Origin of the sequence: Bacteroides sp. 44_46 (genome assembly GCF_001915465.1) — a bacterium.
In the GTDB taxonomy this organism is placed as follows: Bacteria; Bacteroidota; Bacteroidia; order Bacteroidales; family Bacteroidaceae; genus Bacteroides; species Bacteroides clarus.
Window position 1 is genome coordinate 326,156 of the sequence record NZ_MNQO01000002.1, and the last position, 22,768, is coordinate 348,923.

The following is a 22,768-nucleotide window of genomic DNA, read 5'->3' on the forward strand; positions in this document are numbered from 1 at the left end:
AAGGATACTAAAAATACCTTGACGGTTGAGTGTGAGAGGCAGGTTGTACGTATTCCTTTTCAAAACGAATTAAGAGATGAGAAAAGCTATATTACTTTTACTGTTATCGGCAGTTACGGCATTGCAAGCACAAATCGATATCCGTACCCTGCAACTTCCCCAATCGCATCCCCGTTATCTGACGAATGCAGATGGGAAGCAGGATACGCGTGATTTAATCGAAAATGAATCATGGGCAAAAGATGTATTCGGTAAACTGAAAGCAAAGACTGATGCCTATACCCGCCTGACAGAGGCGCAACCGGACTGGCTCTTGTCGCGTCTTGCCATGTACTGGGATTCTCATGCTACCGATGTGTATATAAAAGGTGAAAGTTTCGACCACGCTGGCGGAGCGAAGGCTCCCGTGCCAACAGTGCGCTATACCGGAACACGCGGTACATTCGCTACTCACGGACGTCCCAAGCTGGCAGATATCATTCCATACGATGATGATAAGGACGGTAATGTTACCTTTCATAACAATTCCCTTCCCGGCCGGCCTTTGGAAAAAGTTCATCCCGCCAAAACAGGACGTAACATCGAAAGTCTGAACCGTGAGATTATGGGAATCGCCCGTGACGCGGCTTTCCTTTACTGGTTGACCGATGAAGAACAATATGCCCGCCTGGCAGCCGGTGTTTTCGATACCTATATGCAAGGTATCTATTATCGCAATGTCCCCGTCGACTTAAATCACGGCCATCAGCAAACATTGGTCGGTATGAGTTCGTTTGAGGTAATCCATGAAGATATACTTTATGATATTGTTCCTCTGTACGATTTCCTACATGGATATCTGGTTGCCCATTATGCCGATAAAATGAATATTTATGCCGGGGCTTTTAAGAAATGGGCGGATAATATCATTGCTAACGGAGTCCCCCATAATAATTGGAATCTGATGCAGGCGCGTTATGTAATGGACATCGGCATGATACTTGAAGATGATAATCATTATGCCGACGGTAAAGGACGCGGATACTATATAGATTATGTACTCAATCAATCCAGTATCCGGCAATGGAGCTTGAAAAAACTTGCCGACTACGGATATGACCCTCATACGGGCATTTGGGCGGAATGTCCCGGTTATAGCGGTGTGGTGATGAATGACTATGCCAACTTTACCAATCTCTTTGACCGTAACCTACATTGCGACTTGACAAAAGAGTTGCCGATACTTCCCACAGCCGTTGCGGCTACTCCCCAGTATTTATTTCCCAATCGGATGATATGCGGTTTTGGAGATACCCATCCGGGGTATCTGAAAACCACACCTGTTATTCGGATGATTGAAAACGCCCAAGTTAATGGAAAAAAAGAACAGGAGAGGTATTTTACCGCTCTATTAAAATGTCTTGACCCTGATGCCGGGAAAGCTGCGGCAAAGAAAGATGTGCGCGTATCCATCAATTCCTTCTTTGACGACAAGCCTTTGGAATTGAAAGAAGATGTCCGGGCGGGCAAGATGGAAGACTATGTATCTCCTTTATTTTACGCTCCAAACGTATCGTGGCTGGTACAGCGGAATGGTATGCATCCGCGTAACAGTTTGATGATTTCTCTGAATGCCAGCGAAGGTAATCATATGCATGCCAATGGTATTTCAATGGAGCTTTACGGTAAAGGATATGTGTTAGGTCCTGATGCCGGTATCGGCTTATATCTGTATAGCGGATTGGACTATGCTGAATATTATTCACAGTTTCCCAGTCACAATACGGTATGTGTCGATGGAATCTCCAGTTATCCGGTGATGAAGAGTAATCATTCATTCGATTTGCTGTCCTGTTTTCCTGCATCTTCCGCGGCTACGGCGGTAAAGGAAAAATTTCCTTCCGTAACGTACAGCGATGTTTATTTCCGTGAACCGGAAAGCCGTTCGGACCAGACACGTATGATGAGCATCGTTACCACCGGTCCCGAAACCGGTTACTACGTAGATGTTTTCCGTAGCCGTAAAGAACGTGGCGGAGATAAAATGCACGATTATTTCTATCATAACCTGGGACAGGAAATGACCTTGACCGCTGCCGACGGCACTGATTTGTATCTGCAACCTACCGAAGAGCTTGCCTTTGCCGGCGCGCATCTGTATGCCTATTCCTACTTGTTCGATAAGAAATGTGCCCGGACAGGTAAAGATGTAAAAGCTGTTTTTACAATCAAGATGCCCGATAAGGATGATATCCTGATGAATATGTGGATGAAGGGTGAAAAAGACCGTACGGTGTTTTCTGCTCTCAGCCCTATGACCGAAGGATTGAGCCGTACGCCGGGAATGCCTTATAATATTAAGGAACAACCCACCCTTACCTTTGTAGCCCGTCAGGAAGGTGAAGCATGGAATCGTCCTTTTGTAGCCGTTTATGAACCTTCGACTGTGAAGGAAGCCGAACGGATTTCTTCCGTTACTTTTCCGGAAGTGGAGTGTAAACAGCCGGGCAGCCATGTGGGGATTTGCGTAAAACAGAAAAACGGTCGCATGGATTATATTCTGTCTTCGGATAGTGCTGCATATCTTAGTTCGATGAACAATGGTATGAAAGCCTCTTCTACCTACGCTTTATGGGGCAACCGGCGAGGAGAGGATTGTACTTTCTTTTTAGGGAACGGCACGTTGTTACAAACTCCCGCTATATCAATTAAGGCTGACGCTCCGGTGAATGTGTTGCTCGAGAAAGAATCGAACGGATGGTATTATACGGCTTCCGGCGCTTGTACAATCACCTTGAATGGAAAGACATATAAGATAAAGAAGTGTGTGATGGAGAAAACGAAGCTCTAGAGAAAGATATGCAATGAAACATTTATTATTAGTAGTATTGGTAAGTTTCGGCATGGCGGTCCAAGCGCAGTTGAAAACTTATCCGGTGGGATTGCATACGGGTATGCCTCACAATGATGATTATACGGTTCGTGTCCGTATGCTTGGCGGGGAATGGCAGGACGTGTTTGAATATAAAGTGCAGGTCGATTTGGATAAGCCGCAAGATGCTTCCATGGTACAGTTCGATATGGGAAGCCCAGTGGAAGTTATGGTAAAAAAGAATAACGGTACGGTGCGTGAGGTTGCCATACGCCCTCTGAATAATAATATAGCCTGTCGGCAAGTACAAAACGCCGTTTTTTTCACTTTGGACAAGCCTCAAAATCTTTCAGTCGAGTTTAACGGAGACCGTTTGCACAATTTGCATCTTTTTGCCAATCCAATGGAAGAAGAGGTTTACTCGGAGGAAGCAAAAGGCGTTATGTTCTTTGGGCCGGGGATACATCGTCCGAAAGATTTACCCAATAATCAGATACGCATACCAAGCAATACTACGGTCTATTTGGCTCCGGGTGCAGTGCTGAAAGCTAAACTGTTGGTTGATAATGCTGAAAATGTGCGTATCATTGGTCGCGGAATATTAGACCATCCTGTCCGCGGTATTGAAATAACCGATGCCAAGAATGTACTGATTGATGGAATTACGGTTGTAAATCCCGAGCATTATACAGTGTTCGGTGGCGGTTCTTCGGAGATAGTTATCCGTAACTTGAAAACTTTTAGTTGCAAAAGCTGGAGTGATGGCATTGACATGATGTGTTGCCGTAAAGTACTTGTTGATAATGTTTTTCTTCGTACGGGGGATGATTGTATTGCGCTCTATAATCATCGCTGGAACTGGTGGGGTGGTTCAAGCGATATTACCGTACGGAATTCCGTGCTGTGGGCGGATGTTGCGCATCCTATCAATGTAGGCGGCCATGGCGATCCGGATTCTTTAACGGGCGAGGTGATTGAAAATCTGACGTTTCACAATATTGATATTCTGGAACACGATGAAGATGATCCGCTGTATCAGGGGTGTATGACGGTAGATTGTGGCGACAAGAATTGGGTGCGTAATGTCTTGTTCGAGGATATCCGTGTAGAGAATATTCAGGAAGGCCGTCTTTTCTATGTGAAAGTCCGTTTCAATCCTAAGTACGATAAGCAACCCGGTAACGGTATTGAAGGGATTACGTTCCGTAATATCACTTATACAGGAGTTGGTGAGAACGCTTCTTTGGTGCAAGGGTTGGATAAGAATAGATGTGTGAGAAATGTAGTTTTTGATAGTATTATGATCAATGGTGTGAAAATGAAGCACCTGAAAGGGATTATAAAAAATGAGTTTATAGAAGACATTGAGATTAAGTGATTGGTAGTTTAATAACATTTTCTTCGTGTGAAAACTATTTTATTGTTTTATTGCTTCCGCTCCAAATGCTTGTAATTTTCCTGCGTATCATCATAATATTCAGTAAAGACACTGCGAAAAACAGGATACAGCCTATTATCCAGCATGGAAGTAACGTTCCCGTCTCCAATTGTGGAAAAAGCGTGCTGATGATTTTCGTGTAATAACCACGCAGCCATGCTACTCCACCGACAGACAGTACCAACACTAATAGATTTAAACCGACTGTCAGTATATTGTAGGGAAGCGCTACGCGATTCGGACTATATCCTATAAGAAGCAGATTCTCCAGTTTTCCTGTATTCTTTTGCAATAATAGGAAGATACTTAGCATCAGGATGTAAAAGGATAAAATGCTGATGAATAATCCTACTCCCATGACAATACCGGTGATGAGACGCAGGAAATAAGTTGTTTTTCCGGCATCCAGACCGTCACCTTCGGTTTCGTAATGCTTTTGTTGAAAGTAGTTGCTGATGGCTGTGTCGGTAGGGTTCTTTACTTCAACGATGAGGCGGGAAGGTTGGGCTTCTTTGCCGGGAGCAAAGTTCTTGTTTGCCCAATCCATAAATGTTTGGGGAACAAGAATTGTATTCAGACGATTGGAGAAGCCTACAATTTTACCTTTGAATTGCTCTACACGTCCGTTACCCCGTAGACTGATATCCATTTGTATAAGGTTCATGAGACCTTCGGAAAGTTTTGGTAGACTGCGACTTTGTGCAAAGCCGAAGTTATATAAATTCAGGTAATTACGGGGAATGATGATAGGAATGACTTGAGAAAACTCATCAAAATGCCATTTATCTAAGTTTACATCTACATATTCATCGGGTACCGACTCAAAAAACATTTCGGTGGAGAGGTGTATTCCGGCTTCCTGCATACCTAAACCTGCGGATACTTTGAATAAGGAAGGGGTGAAAGCTCCCACGCTTTTAGTGAAAGATTGCGCTTTCATTTCTTCGATATCCTTTAGGGAGAAAGTATTACTTCTTCCGGTAAAGCTGCCGAGTGTACTGATTCTTTTGGTGGCGATGATATAATTCTTCTTCATGAAGCTGTCTCCCTGTGTGAAAATGGGGAGTACGTCCCGATAGAATTGTACGCTCAGCAATACAATCAGCATACCGAAGAGGTTGGCGAGAAAAAAGCCGGTCAGTTGGCCTATACTGATATGTTGACGGAGAAGTTTCCAAACAAGTTTGTTCATGATTTGAATGATGGTTTATGAATTATAGACGGAAAGTTTCATCATATTCAAGCTCCGGATGCTTTCCAATGGATGTTACAATAACTCCTGCTCCTTGCTTTCCTGCTTCTTCCATGAGCAAAGTACTCATAATGACACTGTTTTCATTATCGAGGTGGCTGATAGGTTCATCCAAAAAGATAAAGTCGAATGGTTGGCAAAGGCTGCGTATAAAAGCAACGCGTTGCTGTTGGCCGAAAGAAAGCTTCCCGGCTCTTTCATTAATCTTATCGGGAATACCGATTGCTTCGAAAAGAGTAATAATCTCTTTATTCTTCTTGTAGTTGGTCAGGCGATTTTTTAATAAGATATTTTCAAGTGCAGTCAGTTCTGGGAAAATACGAAGTTCCTGAAAAAGAATACTGAGCGAATGTTTTCGTATATCTACCCATTCGTTAACGGAGAATGAACGGATATTGCGTTCATCAAAATTAATGATACCCTGATAGTCGCGGCGATACCCGTAGATATAGCTGCATAGAGATGATTTACCGGTACCTGAAGCAGCTTCTATCAGATAACGTTTTCCTTTGCTGAAAATTATGTCCTGATGCCATATTTGTGAAGTGATGGCATCGCGACGGGCAAAGGCTTGAGGCAAAGTCTGCTGTAAATGAATGTGGTTCATTGGTTGTTCAAGTATGTTTTATTATCTTATCCAATCTGTCATTCAGAGCGTAGCGAAGAATCTATTGACAATTAAGCTGATTTGACAAATTCTAAGGCTGAAAGCCTTCTATCTCTAAGCCCGGGATAATACCCCAGGGATAAATGTTCTCAGTATTCTGTGTTAAAGGCAAAAGACTAATATTCGGAGATTTTGCCCTTACAGGGCGCAATGTTAGTCATATTCGCATTCCCGGGGTGTTATCCCGGGCTTAGAGATAGAAGGCTTTCAGCCTTAGGTTACTTTATTATTAACTTTTGATTCGTATTAATTGCTAATTATTAATTACTAACTACTACTGCTACTACTTTATCCCCGCGAACAGTTTGGCGAAGTCGATAAGTTGTTTCAGGGCATTTTCATTCTTCTCGTTCAGAACAACTGTAAAGTTTGTCCGATTCTTGTCTCCCCGCAGGTTCAGTTCTTCTATTTTCATGATTAGCATATAAAGGATATTGATTTCCGGTTCGTCCGACGCATATTCCATAAGAACACGAAGATTGCTTAAGGTCAACAATTCATCGCTGGTTAATGAGATGTTGAAAGCTCTTCCATGTATCATACTCATCATGGCTTGTTGTAACTCTCGTGAGTTTTGAGGATGGAAAGGCTGATTGCTTTCTTGAGTCTCTCCTTTAAAGTCGGCGCTTTGCAAGGTAGCGTATATACGTCCGTTCTCAAACAGGACATAACCCAGTAATTGTGTGCCATGCGGCCAGTTCAGTACACCACGGACATCCATGGGGAGAGCATCGGGAGTTGCCAATAGCCGTATATCTCCCTTTTGTTGCATCATCGGGGTGAAATATTTATTTGTATGGATACTCTTGTCGGCTGGTTGTTGCATGAGGGCGGTGATAGCCGGTTGCAACTTCTGCAGTTGTTCGGAGCTGCCTCCGTAAACCACAAGCAGAGTACCGTCGTTGTAGGCAAACAGTACTCCTGTATCTTTTATTTCAATACTTCGGTAACCATCGGCTTTTACCGGGTCGGTACAGAATTGTTCTTGAACAAATATTTGAAGCATGGCTTCAAATTTCTTTAAATCGGCAATCTTCAAAGTGACTGCAGTATTGTGTAGCGTAGGAGCTTCGAATACGTAAACCGGAGCGCTCCAGTCTATTCCACTTTTGGCGGGATTTTTCAGAAGAGGTTCCACTTCTTTTTTCAGGTTGGCGTTTCCGCCTTCGAGAAGCAGGCCTAACAACTTTTGCAAAGTAGCTTGGGTGTCTGAATTGTTCAGACCTGCTTTATCGACAATGCTGGTTAAGTCAAGTGCCGCCACTTCTGTGGCATTAGCGGGAATCGCATGGGTATATTCTGTCTTTTTCTCGGTTTTACTACATGAGCTTAGGCATAGTACTATAAATAAGAACGGCAGTAAATAGAAGGAAATACTCTTTCTCATTATATTATTGGTTTTGTAAGTTCAATATATGGCAAGCAACGAGGGCTGCTGTTTCAGTACGTAAACGGGAACGACCGAGACTTATAGGCTCGAAACCGTTTTCAATGGCTTTTTTCACTTCTTCTTCGCTAAAGTCGCCTTCCGGTCCGATGAGTACCAATGCATCTTCTCCCTTACGAACAATATCTTTTAATAAAGGTTTCTCTCCTTCATAACAATGTGCAATGAATTTGCGGCCGTTGAAAGATTGACTGATGAATTTATTAAAATCAGTCATTTCATTCAGTCGGGGCAAACGCGCTTTTAACGATTGCTTGATGGCAGATACCAATATCTTGGCAATACGCTCCGTTTTGATTATTTTGCGTTCCGAAAAACGACAGTTCAGAAAGGTAAGTTCATCGAAGCCTATTTCAGTAGCTTTTTCTGCGAACCATTCTGTACGGTCCATATTTTTAGTGGGAGCCATTGCGATGTGCAAATATCCGCTCCATAAAGGTGCCTGAGGGATGGTTTCCAGTATGTTGACAAGGCAACGTTTATTGGTGGCAGTGCTGATTTCCGCACGATAAAAATTGCCTTTACCATCGGTTAATGTTACTTCGTCACCTGTTTGTAATCTCAATACACGGATTGCATGAGCGGCTTCTTCTTCGGGTAATTCAGCGTGCGATTGTATATCGGGAGTATAGAATACGTGCATAGTTGTTTATTGTTTCTTGTGTTGATTGATAATGTCCCTTAGTTGTGCAGCCCGTTCATAGTCTTCTTCGTCTATGGCGTTTTGAAGGGCAGTTTTTAACTGTTCTAAAGTCTTTTGCTGTGTAGCGGGGGCTTCATCGGGATCTTGTTCTTTCATAGGAGTGATGCTATGCTCTGTTTTTAAGCATTCGGCTTCTAAAATATCATCATATACGAAGATAGGGGCATCCATACGTAAAGCGAGAGCTACGGCATCACTGGTACGTGCATCGATGCGCAGGATTGTTTCTTCCGCTTTCATATATAGATATGAGTAGAAAACGCCATTATCTACTTTATAGATGAGTACACGTAATAAATTTGCCCCCAGAACTTTGAGAACCGATGCGAATAACGTATGTGTCAATGGTCGAGGCGGAACGATTCCTCTCATTTCAATCATCATGGATTGCGCTTCGGCACTGCCTATGATAACAGGTAATTGTCGCGGGCCGTTTATCTCGCCCAGCACCATAGCGTAGGCACCGGCTTGTGCCTGGCTATTTGAAATATTCAATACTTGCAGTTCAATCTTTTTTTTGTTCATTCTATCATTTTACCACCTTGTCGGTCTCTTTTTCCGTAGTATGCTTATAACGGAATACGATTCCGAATAAAATTCCAATAACTAATGCATAAGCCGCAAATATAAGCCATACGGGAGTCCACTCACGACTTATCAAACCGCCGCCGGGAGCATATACGGAGAATGCGTCTACTACGGCACCGCTGGCATATCCGCCTATGATTGCTCCCAACCCGTTTGTCATCATAAAAAATAATCCTTGCGCACTGGCGCGAATACTCGGATGAGCTTCCATCTCTGTGAATAATGAACCCGATACATTGAAGAAGTCAAAAGCCATACCGTATACAATCATAGACAGGATGAGCATCCATAAGCCACTGCCGGGGTCACCCAGGCCAAATAGTCCGAAGCGGAACACCCAGGCAAACATACTGATAAGCATAACACGCTTGATTCCGAAATGTTTCAAGAAGAAAGGGATGGCGAGGATGAATAATGTTTCGCTCATTTGTGAAATGGACAGTAGAATTACAGAGTGTTTTACTCCGAAAGAATCTGCATATTGGGGAATGGAAGCGAAAGAGCTTAAGAACAAATCACCATAGGTGTTTGTGATTTGTAACGCCGCACCTAACAACATGGAGAACAAGAAAAAAATGGCCATCTTCTTACGTTTGAAAAGTACTAATGCATCGAGACCGAAAGCGGAGAGCATTGTCTTTCCTTCGCTACGTGCCGGCGGGCAACCGGGAAGGGAAAAAGCATAAAGTCCTAAAAAGATAGCTGAAATTGCTGCTACATAGAGTTGTGCGGGGCCTGTCTTGAATCCGGTGAGGTCTACAGCCCACATGGCACAAATAAAACCTACGGTTCCCCATACCCGTATGGGCGGGAAATCTTTTATCAAATCCAGTTTGTACTGTTCCAATGCATTGTACGAAACTGTATTGGCTAATGACAGCGTAGGCATATATACGAGCATATTGAGTAACATTGCCCAATACATATGACTATATGTCGTAGCAGTGGATGCGTAAATCAGAGCACCGGCGCCGATAAGGTGAAGTATACCGTAAAGACGTTCGGCATTTATCCATTTGTCGGCGATAATTCCCATGAGGCCGGGCATGATAAGAGAGGCAATTCCCATAGTCGCAAAAATAGCGCCAATCTGGCCGCCTTCAAAATGTAATGTACCGCCCATGTAACCACCTAATGAGATAAGCCACGCTCCCCAAATAAAGAATTGAAGAAATTGCATAGCCGTGAGTCGGAATTTGATGCTCATAATATTAGTTTTTGAATATTGTTGAATTGTGTAATAGGTGCAAATGTACGACGCAGACGGCAGAAAAACAAGAAGTGTATATAAAAAAAGAAGGCTATCTATCCCAGACAGCCAATCTTTATTAACCTTAAATCTAATACCATGAAAAACACAGTGCAAAGATAATGGGTTTTATGTTATAAAACATAATGTTTTACTAAATTTCTTCTTTATATTAACATGATTTAAAATTTTAGCCGTTTATTCTACATATAATACAAGTCCTTTCAGATATTCGCCTTCGGGATGATAGATACTTACAGGGTGGTCGGCAGGCTGCGTCAATTGATGTAGAATACGTACACTACGGCCGGACATGGCAGCGGCGGTGAATACGGCTGTACGGAAATTCTCTTTGCTGACAGCTTGTGAACAAGAGAAAGTAAAAAGTATACCGCCCGGTTTGATTTTCTCAAAAGCTTTGACGTTGAGTTTCCGATATCCTTGAAGGGCATTGCGCAATGCATCACGATGTTTGGCAAATGCCGGCGGGTCCAAAACGATAAGGTCGTATTGGTCGCCCATACGGTCAAGATATTTAAAAGCATCCTCAGCATAAGCTGCATGGCGGTTATCACTGGGGAAATTCAATTCGATGTTCTTGTTTGTCAAGTCAATGGCCTTGGCCGAACTGTCTACGGAATGCACCAGTTTGGCATTACCGCGCATGGCGTAAACGGAGAAACCGCCGGTGTAACAGAACATATTCAGTACACTGCGACCATTGGCATAACGTTCCAGTAGCGAACGATTCTCCCGTTGGTCTACAAAGAAACCTGTTTTCTGACCTTTCAGCCAGTCAATATGGAACTTCAGACCATATTCCATGGCGATATTATCCGTACTTCCGCCTTTCAGAAAACCGTTTTCCGGATAAAGGTCGGCTTTGAAAGGCAGGGTTGTTTCGGATTTGTAGTAAATATTGTCGATTTTATCACCCATAACCTCGGTCAGAGCATCGGCTATTGCCATACGGTCGAGGTGCATGCCGGCAGAATGCGCCTGCATCACGGCCGTACGAGCGTAGATATCAATTATAAGTCCCGGTAGGTTATCACCTTCGCCATGTACCAGACGATAAGTATTGTTGGTAGGGTTTCCGGCTATGCCAATGCTGCGTCGCATATCGTAGGCTATGCTGAGCTTACGTTTCCAGAAGTCGGCATCGATGGTTTCATCCTGAATGAAGCTAAGCACACGAACGGCGATACTGCCAATCTGAAAGTGACCTTTAGCTATGAATTCTTTCTTGGATGTATAGATTTCAACAACTTCTCCTTCCTCGGGTTCTCCGTCGAAGTGTGCGATGGCGCCGGAAAACACCCAAGGGTGGAAACGTTTTAATGATTCTTCTTTACCTGACTTTAGATATACTTTATACATAAATTATGATTAAGATGTGGTAATATTATAATGTGGTTGTGCGGCAACTTTCTTCAGCGGCCATTTCAAAGTCACCGGTGCGTTTCAGTTCCTGTAACCGATTGTATATGTTCAAGCAAGCCCATGCATCGGTGGCTGCATATTGTTGCTGAGACGGTGTCAGCACTTCGGCTTCCCAGTTGGAAAGACGCTGGCTCTTTGAAATTTTTTCTTTAAAAAGAATCGCATATATCTTTTGCAAGCTTTTGTCTTGAATGCCGAATGTGCGGACGTATTCTTGTAATTCGATACAAGCGCGTTGTTCAAACGGAGCGCGTTTGTGCAACATCATGAAATCATCGCGCAGGGAAAGTCCGACTTTGGTTACACCGGGATTTTCAAGTAACATGATAATCGGAAGAGTCAGACCGGTGAGATTGAGGCGGAAAAGAAAACAGTGTTCTTCCGATGAAATCTGCAATAAGGCCACTTTATGAGATTGTCCCTTGGTGAAGGACGGACGTGTTTCGCTGTCAATGCCCAGTATGGAACATTGTTTCAGATAAGCTACGGCACGTTCTGCCTCTTGGGGGGTCTGGATAACATGTATCTGCCCCGGAAAGAAAGCTTTCGGCATGTCCTTTACTTCTTCTTTATCTATACTTCTTCTGATAATCATAGTTTAAAGTTTATTCATCATCTTCTTCATTATCTTCTTCATCCGGTTGGTTGTACTTTACGTCATGTAAGGCACGCAGGGTATTCACCAACTTTTGTCCCCAGTATAGGGCGAAGTGTTCCTGACAGACGGCAAGTGAATCGTTCATCGTTTCATTGAGTCCCAACTGGAATACGAAGATAAAATCTCTGATGTCTTGATAGATATCGGCCAAGTCTTCGGAAATGTTTTTTGTGATAGGCTGGTCGCTGTATTTCATATCCGATACGAATACATCCAGATAGTCGTCCTTTTCGGCGAGAATACCTGCCAGATTCATACGGAGTATTTCATAAGTTTCTTCTGTTACGAATGTTTCGAGGGCTTCATCGCCTATCGTTTCGCATTGGGGCAACATGGATGCTTTGAGATAAAGTAAGGGAAGTATCTTTAAAGATGTATCGACAAAGGCGGAACGTTTCATCGTTTCCGTCTGTTCCAAGAACTTGCAGAACTCGGCGGCTACGGTTACGAATTCCACAACATTACGGTCGAATATCACTTGACTTTCTTTTTTCATATCTTCTTGATTTGAAACGCAAAGGTACGAAAAAGGTTTGAAAGCATTACTGCATAAGCTTTTTTTTGTTACTTTTGCGTCATTATACGGATATTAGCGGAATACATTTTATGGTCAAAAAAAATACAACTAAAGATACAGAGCGGTCTATCTCTTTTTTCGGAAAGATAGCAGCGGTTTTAAAGAATGAAACCATCCATTTCGTTGCCGGTCTGATACTGGTAATCTTTTCGGTTTACCTGCTGTTGGCCTTTTCGTCTTTCTTTTTTACAGGGGCGGCAGACCAGAGCATTATAGATTCCGGAAATGCGCAGGATTTGATTTCTACGCATAACGGCGTGAAAAACTATGCCGGTTCACGTGGAGCCCAACTTGCCAGTTATTTAATAAACGAATGTTTTGGCATATCCTCTTTCTTTATTCTGATATTTTTGGCCGTGGCCGGATTAAAGCTGATGCGTGTCCGTGTGGTACGTTTGTGGAAGTGGTTTATAGGGTGCTCGTTACTGTTGATTTGGTTCTCGGTATTCTTTGGTTTTGTGTTTGTAGACCAATACAAGGATTCTTTTCTCTATTTGGGCGGCATGCATGGATATAACGTCAGCAATTGGTTGGTATCTCAGGTGGGAGTACCGGGAGTGTGGATGATATTGCTGATTACCGCTATATGTTTCCTTATATATTTGAGTGCCCGTACTGTTATTTGGTTGCGTAGACTTTTTAGCCTTAGTTTCTTAAAACATAAAGAAAAGACCGGAAGCGGGTCAGGTGAGACTCCGGAAGAATTTACGGACTCTTGGACAGTGAAAGGAAAGAAGATGCCGGTCGCAGCAGAAACGACTTCTGATACGAAAAAAGAAGAGACACTCGAGAATCCGGAGGAATTTGGAAAAGAAGAAGAGGAAGATGATGGCACTCACGAGATTATGCTTGACTTGGGAAATGCGGCAAAGGATAAAGTTGCGATAGCCAAAGAAGAAGGTGAGGTACTTATGACAATTGAAACTCCACCGTCTGATACCGCTGCAACTATTTCGGTATCAGGGCAGCAAGGGGGAAAAGAACCTGCTTTTGAAGTGGAGACAGTGGAAGATGAAGAATATCACGGTCCGGAGATAGAACCTTATAATCCTTGTCTTGATTTGGAAAACTATCATTATCCGACCATTGACTTGATGAAGCATTATGATAATGCCGAACCTACGATTGACATGGCAGAGCAGAATGCCAATAAGGATAAGATTATTAATACGCTACGCAGTTTCGGTATCGAAATCAGCACTATTAAGGCTACGGTCGGTCCTACGGTAACGTTGTATGAGATTACACCGGAGCAGGGAGTTCGTATTTCTAAAATACGCGGCCTGGAAGATGATATTGCGCTTAGCCTTTCTGCATTGGGTATCCGTATTATTGCTCCGATACCCGGAAAAGGAACAATCGGTATTGAAGTGCCTAATTCCAACCCGAAGATTGTTTCGGGTCAGAGCATTATCGGTAGCAAGAAATTTCAGGAATCTACGTACGACCTGCCTATTGCGTTGGGTAAGACTATTACCAATGAGGTCTTTATGGTGGATTTGTGTAAAATGCCCCACGTACTTGTTGCCGGAGCTACCGGCCAGGGTAAGTCGGTGGGATTGAATGCTATCATCACTTCTTTATTGTATAAGAAGCACCCCGCAGAATTGAAGTTTGTGCTGGTAGACCCGAAGAAAGTGGAATTCAGCATCTATTCGGTGATTGAACATCATTTCCTGGCCAAGTTGCCTGACGGCGAGGATGCTATTATAACGGACGTAACCAAAGTCGTTCAGACTTTGAATTCTATCTGTATTGAAATGGATACCCGTTACGACCTGTTGAAAGCTGCGCATGTACGTAATATAAAAGAATACAACGAGAAGTTTATCAACCGCCGTCTAAATCCCGAAAAGGGACATAAATTCATGCCATATATCGTGGTAGTGATTGACGAGTTCGGTGATTTGATTATGACAGCCGGTAAGGATGTGGAGCTGCCTATCGCCCGTATCGCCCAGTTGGCACGTGCTGTAGGTATACATATGATTATTGCTACCCAGCGTCCTACAACGAATATTATTACGGGTACGATCAAAGCTAACTTCCCGGCGCGTATTGCCTTCCGGGTATCGGCTATGGTGGACTCCCGTACTATCCTTGACCGACCGGGAGCTAACCAGCTGATCGGTCGCGGTGATATGTTGTTCCTGCAAGGTGCCGATCCTGTTCGCGTGCAATGTGCGTTTATCGATACGCCGGAAGTTGCGGAGATAACAAAGTTCATAGCTCGCCAGCAAGGCTATCCTACGGCATTCTATCTGCCTGAGTATGTGGATGAGAATGCGGCAGGTGATTTGGGCGATGTTGACATGGGACGTCTTGACCCGTTGTTTGAAGATGCCGCCCAGTTGATTGTTTATCAGCAGCAAGGCTCTACTTCACTTATTCAGCGTAAATTTGCTATCGGTTATAACCGTGCGGGGCGTATTATGGATCAGTTGGAGAAGGCGGGAATTGTAGGTCCGGCCCAAGGCAGTAAGGCGCGTGAGGTATTCTGTGCGGACATAACGGATTTGGAAGCGCGGTTGAACAATTTGTAATAAATCAACGTTTGAATTACATGAAAATCAAAAGTCTTTTATTTACTTTTTGGATATTCTGCCTGGCTTCTCCTATGGTTGCGCAACAGCCGGATGCCAGAGACATACTTGATCGTGCGGCAGATGCTTTCCGTAGAGAGGGTGGAATAAAAATCACTTTCTCCGTGCGTGCGCCCGAAGGAAATTCTAATGGTTCTATTCGTTTGAAAGGTGATAAGTTTCTTTTGGAAACAGAAGGCGTGACGACATGGTTTGACGGACGTACGCAATGGAGTTATCTTGCTTCAAGTGATGAAGTTAATGTTTCCGAACCTGCGCCGGAAGAATTGCAGAGCATTAATCCTTATTCATGGTTGTCGCTCTATAATCAGGATTATAAACTGAAAGTGGTTAAAGTAGGCAATGCCTCAGATGATACGACCTATAAAGTGGTAATGACTGCCACCAAACGCAGCCAAGATATGCAATGTGTTATCTTGTATATAGAAAAAGGGTCATTCCGCCCTTTAAAACTTAGTATGGTTCAGCGAGGAAGCAAAGATGCGGTAATAGTGTTTATAAACTCTTATCAGACAGGTAAGAATTATGACGACAGCCTCTTTGTGTTTGACAAGCAGGCTTATCCTACTGCTGAGATCGTTGATTTAAGATGATAAAGTGTAATTAATAAAAAGAATAATATGGAAACAGAAAAAGTAAAGTGTTTAATTATAGGTTCCGGCCCTGCCGGATATACCGCAGCTATTTACGCTGCACGCGCCAATCTTTCTCCGGTGCTTTATGAAGGCTTGCAGCCCGGTGGACAATTGACTACCACCACCGATATCGAGAATTTTCCCGGATATCCGGAAGGTATCAGCGGTACACAGATGATGGAGGATTTGCGCAAGCAGGCTGAACGTTTCGGTGCAGACTTGCGTTTCGGTGTGGCTACGGCTGCCGATTTGAGTAAATCCCCATATAAGATAACCATTGATGAAGAAAAGGTTATTGAAGCGCAAACTATTATTATTGCAACCGGAGCCGCCGCTAAATATTTAGGATTGGAAGATGAAAAGAAGTATGCAGGCATGGGTGTCAGTGCTTGCGCTACTTGTGACGGTTTCTTCTATCGCAAGAAGGTTGTAGCGGTAGTCGGTGGTGGTGATACGGCTTGTGAGGAAGCTTCTTATCTGGCCGGTTTGGCAAGTAAAGTATATTTGATTGTCCGTAAGCCATTCTTACGTGCTTCTAAGATTATGCAGGAACGTGTAATGAACAATGAGAAAATTGAAGTATTGTTTGAACACAATGCGGTAGGATTGTACGGAGACAATGGTGTAGAAGGCGTACATTTGGTAAAACGTATGGGTGAATCGGATGAACAACGCTATGATTTGGCTATTGACGGTTTCTTCCTGGCTATCGGTCATAAACCTAATTCTGATATATTCAAGCCTTATGTCGATACGGACGAAACAGGGTATATCCTGACAGAGCCCGGTACTCCCCGTACAAAAGTTCCCGGTGTATTTGCTGCAGGAGATGTTGCCGATCCTCATTATCGTCAAGCTATCACAGCGGCAGCTACAGGATGTATGGCAGCGATTGAGGCGGAAAGATTCTTGTTAAATTGAGAATTGAGAATTAAAAATTAAAAAATAGGCTGCGCGGTATAAATGTTATATAACGAATACCGCGCAGCCTATTTTTTAATTTTTAATTCTCAATTCTCAATTTCCTCACCCTATTTTACTTATCTTCTTCAACTTCTCTTCATCGATAATTTTGATTTTTCTTCCGTCAATGGTGATTAGGCGTTCCGTGGCGAATTGTGAGAGGGTACGGATGGCATTGGATGTTGTCATGTTGGAAAGGTTGGCTAAATCTTCACGGGACAGGTAGATACTCAAAGTAGAACCGTCCTCTTCCAAGCCGTAACTTTCTTTCAAGAAAATAAGTGATTCTGCCAAACGGCCACGAATATGTTTTTGGGTGAGGTTCACAGTACGCTCATCAGCGATACCGAGGTCGATAGATAATTGTCTGATGAAGAACATTGCCAGTTCGTTGTTTTGTGATAGCAATGTCATAATGGCTGTCATGGGTATCAGACATACTAATGAAGGTTCGAATGCGCAAGCTGCGGTTACATAATCCGCTTTTGCGAAGTAGGGACGATATCCAAAGTATTCGGTGGGTTTAATCATGCGGATAATTTGGCTTCTTCCACCTACACCGTCTTTATAAATCTTGACTTTCCCGTTCAGCAGACACATCAAGCAAGTGGGTGTCTCGCCCTCACAATGGATAATCTCATTTTTCTTATAATTCTGGAGCGTAAAATGGTTAGCGAGAAACTCTCGCTGTTCTTCATTCAGGGGTGACCATATATCGGGAATCAACTCCGGAACATTAATATCGGATAAATTTACTTTTACCATAACTGCTGCAAAACTGTGTTGTACAGCACAAATGTAGAAAGAAAAAATTAAAAATGACACATTTGTATCAAAAAAGTGCAAGAAAGAGGGGAGGAATAATAAATTATGAATAGTGGATTATGAATGATGAATCGCCGTTCGGCATAGCAGTGCGGCTGATTCATCATTCATAATTTATAATTCATTTAACGGCAAAGCCGTCAAATTATCATTTAGTGAATAACAGTTCCCTATATTTGGGTAACGGCCATATCTCGTCGTCTATTTCCATTTCAAGATTATCGATATGTTCACGGATACTTTCCAGATAAGGACGTACGGTTTCTTCGTATGCAAAGGCTTTGTCTTTGTAATTATCCATGTGGTTGGCAACTTTACGGGCTTCCGTCATCTCACGTACCTGCATTTTGATAGCGGTTACACGGTGGGAAATTTCACGTATCAGTTCCTTGCGGTCGGCACTAAGTACTTCATACTCTTCCGGAGTGAAAGTTTCGCGTAGTCCTCGTAAGTTTTCCAGCAAACGGTTTTGATAAATAACGGCAGTCGGTACGATGTGATTAATGGCAAGGTCACCCAAGACACGGCTTTCAATCTGTACTTTCATCGTGTATTTCTCTAACTCTACTTCAAGGCGGCAAGCCAGTTCTGTTTCGTTGAAGATACGTTCGCCGATAAGTACGGAACGAGCCTGGTCGTCCATATAACGCATTAAGGCTTCCGGTACATGGCAGATATTAGTCAGTCCGCGGCTGGCGGCTTCCTGTTTCCATTGTTCGGAATAGCCGTCTCCCTCAAAACGAATGGGCTCCGAAGCAATGATTGTTTCTTTCAAAATACGGAAAATAGCTTCGTCTTTGCCAACTCCTTCTTCCATGAGTTTTTCAATGGATACTTTGAATTCGTTCAGCTGGTTGGCCATTGCTGCATTTATGGCAATCATGGCAGCGGCGCAGTTGGCCGACGAGCCGGCAGCACGGAATTCAAAACGATTACCCGTGAAAGCGAAAGGAGAGGTGCGGTTACGGTCTGTCGTGTCTAATAGAATCTCAGGGATACGTCCGATACCCAGCTTTAAAGTAGTCTTTTCCTCAGCTGTCATCTTACTGTTGCTTACCTGACGGGCTATCTCATCGAGGATGGAAGATAACTGCTTGCCCAAGAATATGGATAAAATAGCAGGAGGAGCTTCATTGGCGCCTAAGCGGTAGCTGTTCCCGGCGCTTGCAATGGACGCGCGGAGCAAATCCTGGTTCTTGTATACCATCATCAGTACATTCACAAGGAATGTGAGAAATAGCATATTACCTTTCGGATTTTTTCCCGGAGCAAAAAGATTTATCCCCGTATCGGTGCAGAGCGACCAGTTGTTGTGTTTACCCGAACCGTTCACGCCGCTGTATGGCTTTTCATGCAGCAGCACGGCAAAGTTGTGTTTGCGTGCAATGCGTTTCATCAAATCCATAACCAGTTGGTTGTGATCGTTGGCGAGATTGGCGTTCTCAAAGATGGGAGCCAGTTCAAATTGGTTGGGAGCTACTTCGTTGTGGCGCGTCTTGACGGGAATGCCCAGTTTGTGGCACTCAATTTCCAACTCTTTCATAAAGGCCGTAACACGCGGTGGAATGGAACCGAAATAGTGGTCTTCCAACTGTTGGTCTTTAGCGGAAGAGTGTCCCATCAATGTACGCCCTGTCAGGCATAAGTCGGGGCGTGCGTTATAGAGGGCAGAATCAACGAGGAAGTATTCCTGTTCCCAGCCTAAATTGGTATATACGCGTGTTATGTTTTTATCGAAAAGCTGGCAGACATCCGTCGCGGCTTTATCTACCGCAGCGAGTGCTTTGAGCAAAGGAGTTTTATAATCCAACGCCTCACCTGTATAGGAAATGAAGATTGTTGGGATGCAGAGCGTAGTTTCCACGACGAAAGCCGGTGAAGAAACGTCCCATGCTGTATATCCGCGCGCTTCGAATGTGTTGCGGATACCGCCGTTGGGGAAAGAAGAAGCGTCCGGTTCCTGCTGGATGAGCAGCTTTCCGGAAAAACGTTCAATAACATCTCCGTCTTCTCCGAATTCGATGAAGCCGTCATGCTTTTCGGCTGTACCGTCTGTCAGGGGTTGGAACCAATGAGTGTAGTGGGTGACGTTCAGGGATTTAGCCCAGCTTTTCATACCGTTGGCTATTAAATCGGCCATTTCCCGATTAATGGGAGTTCCTTTTTCGATAGCGTCTGTTACAGCTTTATAAGCTTCTTTAGGCAGGTATTCCTGCATCTTTTTACGGTCAAAAACATGGCTGCCGTAGTAATCGGACAACTTGTTTGAAGGAGTAATGACTTCAAGAGGACGACGATTGGCGAGCTCTTGCAAAGCAAAAAATCTCATTTTTGACATACTTGTCTCTTCTTTTATTGATTGTTGGGCGCAAAATTATATGTTTTTTCTGAATTACCCCCTATTTAAAAGGGGGTAATCTTGAATTTTTATATGTTTTTTGGAGATGTACCCCCCCCTTGAAAAGGGGGGTATTCTTGAAAATATGCATTTCTGAAGAAATGGCGGTCCCGGAAAATGAAAATGGAATAAAGATGGAAGTTATTACTTTTTTTCTATATTTGTTCCCATATAAGAAGATATTGCGGTTGAAACATTTTATATGCATATGGATAGGAGCCTGTTTCCTGTGTGCAAGCTTGCAGAAGGCGGGTGCTACGGCTGTTCCCAAATCGTATGCGGGACAGAGGGCTTACGCGGATTCCATTATGGACAAGGTTATCTTTTTTGCGCCTTTTTATGAACGTATTGTCGATGAGTATAAGGCGGAACTCTATATAAAAGGATGGGCAAACATCCGTAAGAAGAATCATTTGCTCCGTTTTATCCCTTCCATGTTTCGTATGAAGAAAGGGGTGCGGGAGTATATGATGGAAACATACAGCGAACTGCATTATACCGCTCCCGATATTTACGACCAGAAAGTGACAGCCAGTGTGGGAACTTCTTCCGAACTTTGGGAGCTGGACGGTCGTTTGCTCGAATATTTCCACATAAATATTTATTCCTCCACTTTATTATATGATAAGTTGCTGTCTCCATTGGCTTCCAATGCGAAGAAATTCTATACTTACTATGTAGATTCCATAATGGGCGAAGTGCATAATCGGGAGTTCCGTATCCGGTTTATGCCGAAGAGCAAGAGCTTCCAACTTGTGGGTGGCTATATGATTGTCAGCGATAACGTGTGGAGCGTGCGGGAGATTCGTTTTTCCGGCCGTTCCGAAATGCTTCGCTTTAATAATCTGGTAAAAATGGGGCAGGTGGGAAGTGAGGACGAGTTTCTGCCTGTGCATTTTAATGTCGATGCCACTTTTCGTTTGCTCGGCAATGTGATAGACGGCAGTTATACGGCGGTGCTCGATTATAAAGATATTCATCAGAAAGATCCTGCTGTCGCAACCGGACGCAATCGGACAAAGAGTAAATACGACCTGTCCGAGTCCTATACTTTGCTGACAGACACCAACGCCTATCAACGTGATACAGCCTATTTCAACAAACTGCGGCCTATTCCGCTGACTTCGCATGAGCAGAAGTTATACGAGGATTTCTTTTTGCGTCGTGATACGCTTCTCTATAAGAAGAAACCCAAGAACAGGCGGCTGGAGTTCTGGGGGCAGATAGGAGATGCATTGGTCAGCAGGTATACGGTAGACCTTGCCAAGATGGGAAGCGTACGTTGTTCACCTCTTATCAATCCTTTGTTGTTGAGTTATAGTAAGAGCAATGGTTTCTCGTATCGTCAGGAGTTCAAATACAACCGTTTATTTGCGGGTGACCGTCTGTTGCGTGTAGTTCCAAAGCTGGGTTATAATTTCAAGCGGAAAGAGTTCTATTGGTCGGTCAACTCCGATTTCGATTACTGGCCTCGCAAGCGCGCCGCCCTGCACGTCAGTGTAGGTAATGGTAATCGTATTTACAGTAGTGATGTACTGGATGATTTGAAAGCTATTCCCGACAGCATCTTTGATTTTGACCAGATTCACCTGGACTATTTTAAGGACTTGTATTTGCATATACGCCATAGCTGGGAGATTGTTAACGGTTTGACTTTGGATGTAGGTCTTTCCTTGCACAAACGTACAGAAGTGGAACGTTCCAGATTCGTTCTTGTCTATCCCAATACTCCGAATGTCATGTCGGCAGGTACTTCATCGATTTATCCGGGATTTGACCCTTCGATTCTGAAGAAGTTCCGTCACAGTTATAACAGTTTCGCGCCTCGTGTACGTGTAACGTGGACTCCCGGTCAATATTATTATATGAGCGGTGACCGTAAAATCAATCTTCATTCCAAATATCCGACTGTCTCGGTAGACTGGGAGCGCGGTATCAGCGGAATTATGAACAGTACCGGAAAGTACGAACGTATTGAAGTGGATTTCCAGCACAATATTCCGTTGGGGTTGATGCGCGATATTTATTACCGGTTCGGCTGGGGAGCTTTTACGAATCAGAAAGAGCTCTATTTTGTGGATTTTGCCAATCTGGCACGTTCCAATCTTCCTGTCGGTTGGAATGATGAAATCGGCGGAGTATTCCAGTTGCTCGACGGACGTTGGTATAACTCGTCCCGCAAGTATATCCGCGGGCATTTTACGTACGAAGCTCCTTTCCTGTTACTTCGCCACCTGAAGAAATATACTCAATATGTGCTGAATGAGCGTTTGTACCTGAATGCTTTGGTCGTTCCTCATTTGAATCCTTATCTTGAAGTGGGATATGGCATCGGTACGCATATTTTCGATTTTGGTGTTTTTACGAGCTTTGCAAATTGGAAATATCAGGAAGTGGGCGTCAAGTTTACGTTTGAGTTGTTCAATAGGTAAGCCGGAATGGAAGATTATAGGAATTTATGCTTTATCTTT

At 43.6% G+C, this 22,768-nt stretch carries 17 protein-coding genes; 6 read left to right on the plus strand and 11 right to left on the minus strand.

The annotated features are described in order from the left end of the window. Positions 1-76 precede the first annotated feature (76 nt). A complete protein-coding gene (locus tag BHV73_RS02460; RefSeq protein ID WP_087412813.1) occupies positions 77-2,830 on the plus strand; it encodes a heparinase II/III domain-containing protein in 2,754 nt (917 codons plus the stop codon). A 13-nt stretch (positions 2,831-2,843) separates the two neighbouring features. Beyond that, on the plus strand, positions 2,844-4,229 hold the full coding sequence (locus BHV73_RS02465; protein WP_087412812.1) for a glycosyl hydrolase family 28 protein: 1,386 nt from the start codon (positions 2,844-2,846) through the stop codon (positions 4,227-4,229). Between the two features lie 34 nt (positions 4,230-4,263). Here the strand turns inward: BHV73_RS02465 and BHV73_RS02470 are convergent, their stop codons facing one another. The 9 genes from BHV73_RS02470 to BHV73_RS02510 form a co-directional block, all read right to left on the minus strand. Continuing rightward, positions 4,264-5,481 carry a transporter gene (locus tag BHV73_RS02470; protein WP_087412811.1) on the minus strand — a complete coding sequence of 406 codons (1,218 nt, stop codon included), beginning with the start codon at positions 5,479-5,481 and terminating at the stop codon, positions 4,264-4,266. 22 nt (positions 5,482-5,503) lie between these two features. Continuing rightward, entirely contained in the window at positions 5,504-6,148 is a 645-nt protein-coding gene (locus BHV73_RS02475; protein WP_087412810.1) for an ATP-binding cassette domain-containing protein, read from the minus strand. Between the two features lie 343 nt (positions 6,149-6,491). Then, positions 6,492-7,595 (minus strand): DUF4836 family protein, encoded by a 1,104-nt coding sequence (locus BHV73_RS02480; RefSeq protein ID WP_087412809.1) that lies wholly within the window; start codon positions 7,593-7,595, stop codon positions 6,492-6,494. Between the two features lie 4 nt (positions 7,596-7,599). Then, positions 7,600-8,298 carry a 16S rRNA (uracil(1498)-N(3))-methyltransferase gene (locus tag BHV73_RS02485; RefSeq protein WP_087412808.1) on the minus strand — a complete coding sequence of 233 codons (699 nt, stop codon included), beginning with the start codon at positions 8,296-8,298 and terminating at the stop codon, positions 7,600-7,602. A gap of 6 nt (positions 8,299-8,304) precedes the next feature. Then, positions 8,305-8,883 (minus strand): bifunctional nuclease domain-containing protein, encoded by a 579-nt coding sequence (locus BHV73_RS02490; protein WP_009122518.1) that lies wholly within the window; start codon positions 8,881-8,883, stop codon positions 8,305-8,307. Positions 8,884-8,887: 4 nt separating this feature from the next. Beyond that, on the minus strand, positions 8,888-10,153 hold the full coding sequence (locus tag BHV73_RS02495) for a nucleoside permease (RefSeq protein ID WP_022219070.1): 1,266 nt from the start codon (positions 10,151-10,153) through the stop codon (positions 8,888-8,890). 240 nt (positions 10,154-10,393) lie between these two features. After that, complete coding sequence (locus BHV73_RS02500) at positions 10,394-11,575, minus strand: class I SAM-dependent rRNA methyltransferase (protein WP_022219071.1); 1,182 nt, start codon at positions 11,573-11,575, stop codon at positions 10,394-10,396. Positions 11,576-11,600: 25 nt separating this feature from the next. Continuing rightward, positions 11,601-12,233, minus strand: coding sequence for a 3'-5' exonuclease (locus BHV73_RS02505; RefSeq protein WP_009122515.1), 633 nt, complete (start codon positions 12,231-12,233; stop codon positions 11,601-11,603). Between the two features lie 10 nt (positions 12,234-12,243). Continuing rightward, positions 12,244-12,792, minus strand: a complete 549-nt coding sequence (locus BHV73_RS02510) for a DUF5063 domain-containing protein (protein ID WP_009122514.1) — start codon at positions 12,790-12,792, stop codon at positions 12,244-12,246. 110 nt (positions 12,793-12,902) lie between these two features. Here BHV73_RS02510 and BHV73_RS02515 point away from each other — a divergent pair, with 110 nt between their 5' ends. The 3 genes from BHV73_RS02515 to trxB are packed head-to-tail and all read left to right on the plus strand — an operon-like array spanning position 12,903 to position 17,032. Beyond that, positions 12,903-15,416: an FtsK/SpoIIIE family DNA translocase gene (locus BHV73_RS02515; RefSeq protein ID WP_195620583.1), complete on the plus strand. Its 2,514-nt coding sequence runs from the start codon at positions 12,903-12,905 to the stop codon at positions 15,414-15,416. Between the two features lie 20 nt (positions 15,417-15,436). After that, positions 15,437-16,069, plus strand: coding sequence for an outer membrane lipoprotein periplasmic chaperone LolA1 (lolA1, locus tag BHV73_RS02520; RefSeq protein WP_118466756.1), 633 nt, complete (start codon positions 15,437-15,439; stop codon positions 16,067-16,069). A gap of 27 nt (positions 16,070-16,096) precedes the next feature. Continuing rightward, the gene (trxB, locus tag BHV73_RS02525; RefSeq protein ID WP_009122511.1) at positions 16,097-17,032 is read left to right on the plus strand and encodes a thioredoxin-disulfide reductase; all 936 of its coding nucleotides are present in this window, start codon (positions 16,097-16,099) and stop codon (positions 17,030-17,032) included. A 105-nt stretch (positions 17,033-17,137) separates the two neighbouring features. Here trxB and BHV73_RS02530 read toward each other — a convergent pair whose 3' ends face one another. Together BHV73_RS02530 and BHV73_RS02535 are read right to left on the minus strand one after the other, a co-directional pair. Next, on the minus strand, positions 17,138-17,839 hold the full coding sequence (locus BHV73_RS02530) for a Crp/Fnr family transcriptional regulator (protein WP_009122510.1): 702 nt from the start codon (positions 17,837-17,839) through the stop codon (positions 17,138-17,140). A 208-nt stretch (positions 17,840-18,047) separates the two neighbouring features. Then, on the minus strand, positions 18,048-20,237 hold the full coding sequence (locus BHV73_RS02535) for a glutamine synthetase III family protein (protein ID WP_022219077.1): 2,190 nt from the start codon (positions 20,235-20,237) through the stop codon (positions 18,048-18,050). A 248-nt stretch (positions 20,238-20,485) separates the two neighbouring features. Between BHV73_RS02535 and BHV73_RS02540 the strand changes: the two genes are divergently transcribed. Next, positions 20,486-22,729, plus strand: a complete 2,244-nt coding sequence (locus BHV73_RS02540) for a DUF5686 family protein (RefSeq protein ID WP_490338302.1) — start codon at positions 20,486-20,488, stop codon at positions 22,727-22,729. The last annotated feature ends 39 nt before the right edge of the window (positions 22,730-22,768 follow it).

Bases quoted from the DNA above. Each gene is read 5' to 3' on its own strand.
- BHV73_RS02460 (WP_087412813.1), top strand. From the start codon at position 77: ATGAGAAAAGCTATATTACTTTTACTGTTATCGGCAGTTACGGCATTG.
- BHV73_RS02465 (WP_087412812.1), top strand. From the start codon at position 2,844: ATGAAACATTTATTATTAGTAGTATTGGTAAGTTTCGGCATGGCGGTC.
- BHV73_RS02470 (WP_087412811.1), bottom strand. From the start codon at position 5,481: ATGAACAAACTTGTTTGGAAACTTCTCCGTCAACATATCAGTATAGGC.
- BHV73_RS02475 (WP_087412810.1), bottom strand. From the start codon at position 6,148: ATGAACCACATTCATTTACAGCAGACTTTGCCTCAAGCCTTTGCCCGT.
- BHV73_RS02480 (WP_087412809.1), bottom strand. From the start codon at position 7,595: ATGAGAAAGAGTATTTCCTTCTATTTACTGCCGTTCTTATTTATAGTA.
- BHV73_RS02485 (WP_087412808.1), bottom strand. From the start codon at position 8,298: ATGCACGTATTCTATACTCCCGATATACAATCGCACGCTGAATTACCC.
- BHV73_RS02490 (WP_009122518.1), bottom strand. From the start codon at position 8,883: ATGAACAAAAAAAAGATTGAACTGCAAGTATTGAATATTTCAAATAGC.
- BHV73_RS02495 (WP_022219070.1), bottom strand. From the start codon at position 10,153: ATGAGCATCAAATTCCGACTCACGGCTATGCAATTTCTTCAATTCTTT.
- BHV73_RS02500 (WP_022219071.1), bottom strand. From the start codon at position 11,575: ATGTATAAAGTATATCTAAAGTCAGGTAAAGAAGAATCATTAAAACGT.
- BHV73_RS02505 (WP_009122515.1), bottom strand. From the start codon at position 12,233: ATGATTATCAGAAGAAGTATAGATAAAGAAGAAGTAAAGGACATGCCG.
- BHV73_RS02510 (WP_009122514.1), bottom strand. From the start codon at position 12,792: ATGAAAAAAGAAAGTCAAGTGATATTCGACCGTAATGTTGTGGAATTC.
- BHV73_RS02515 (WP_195620583.1), top strand. From the start codon at position 12,903: ATGGTCAAAAAAAATACAACTAAAGATACAGAGCGGTCTATCTCTTTT.
- lolA1 (WP_118466756.1), top strand. From the start codon at position 15,437: ATGAAAATCAAAAGTCTTTTATTTACTTTTTGGATATTCTGCCTGGCT.
- trxB (WP_009122511.1), top strand. From the start codon at position 16,097: ATGGAAACAGAAAAAGTAAAGTGTTTAATTATAGGTTCCGGCCCTGCC.
- BHV73_RS02530 (WP_009122510.1), bottom strand. From the start codon at position 17,839: ATGGTAAAAGTAAATTTATCCGATATTAATGTTCCGGAGTTGATTCCC.
- BHV73_RS02535 (WP_022219077.1), bottom strand. From the start codon at position 20,237: ATGTCAAAAATGAGATTTTTTGCTTTGCAAGAGCTCGCCAATCGTCGT.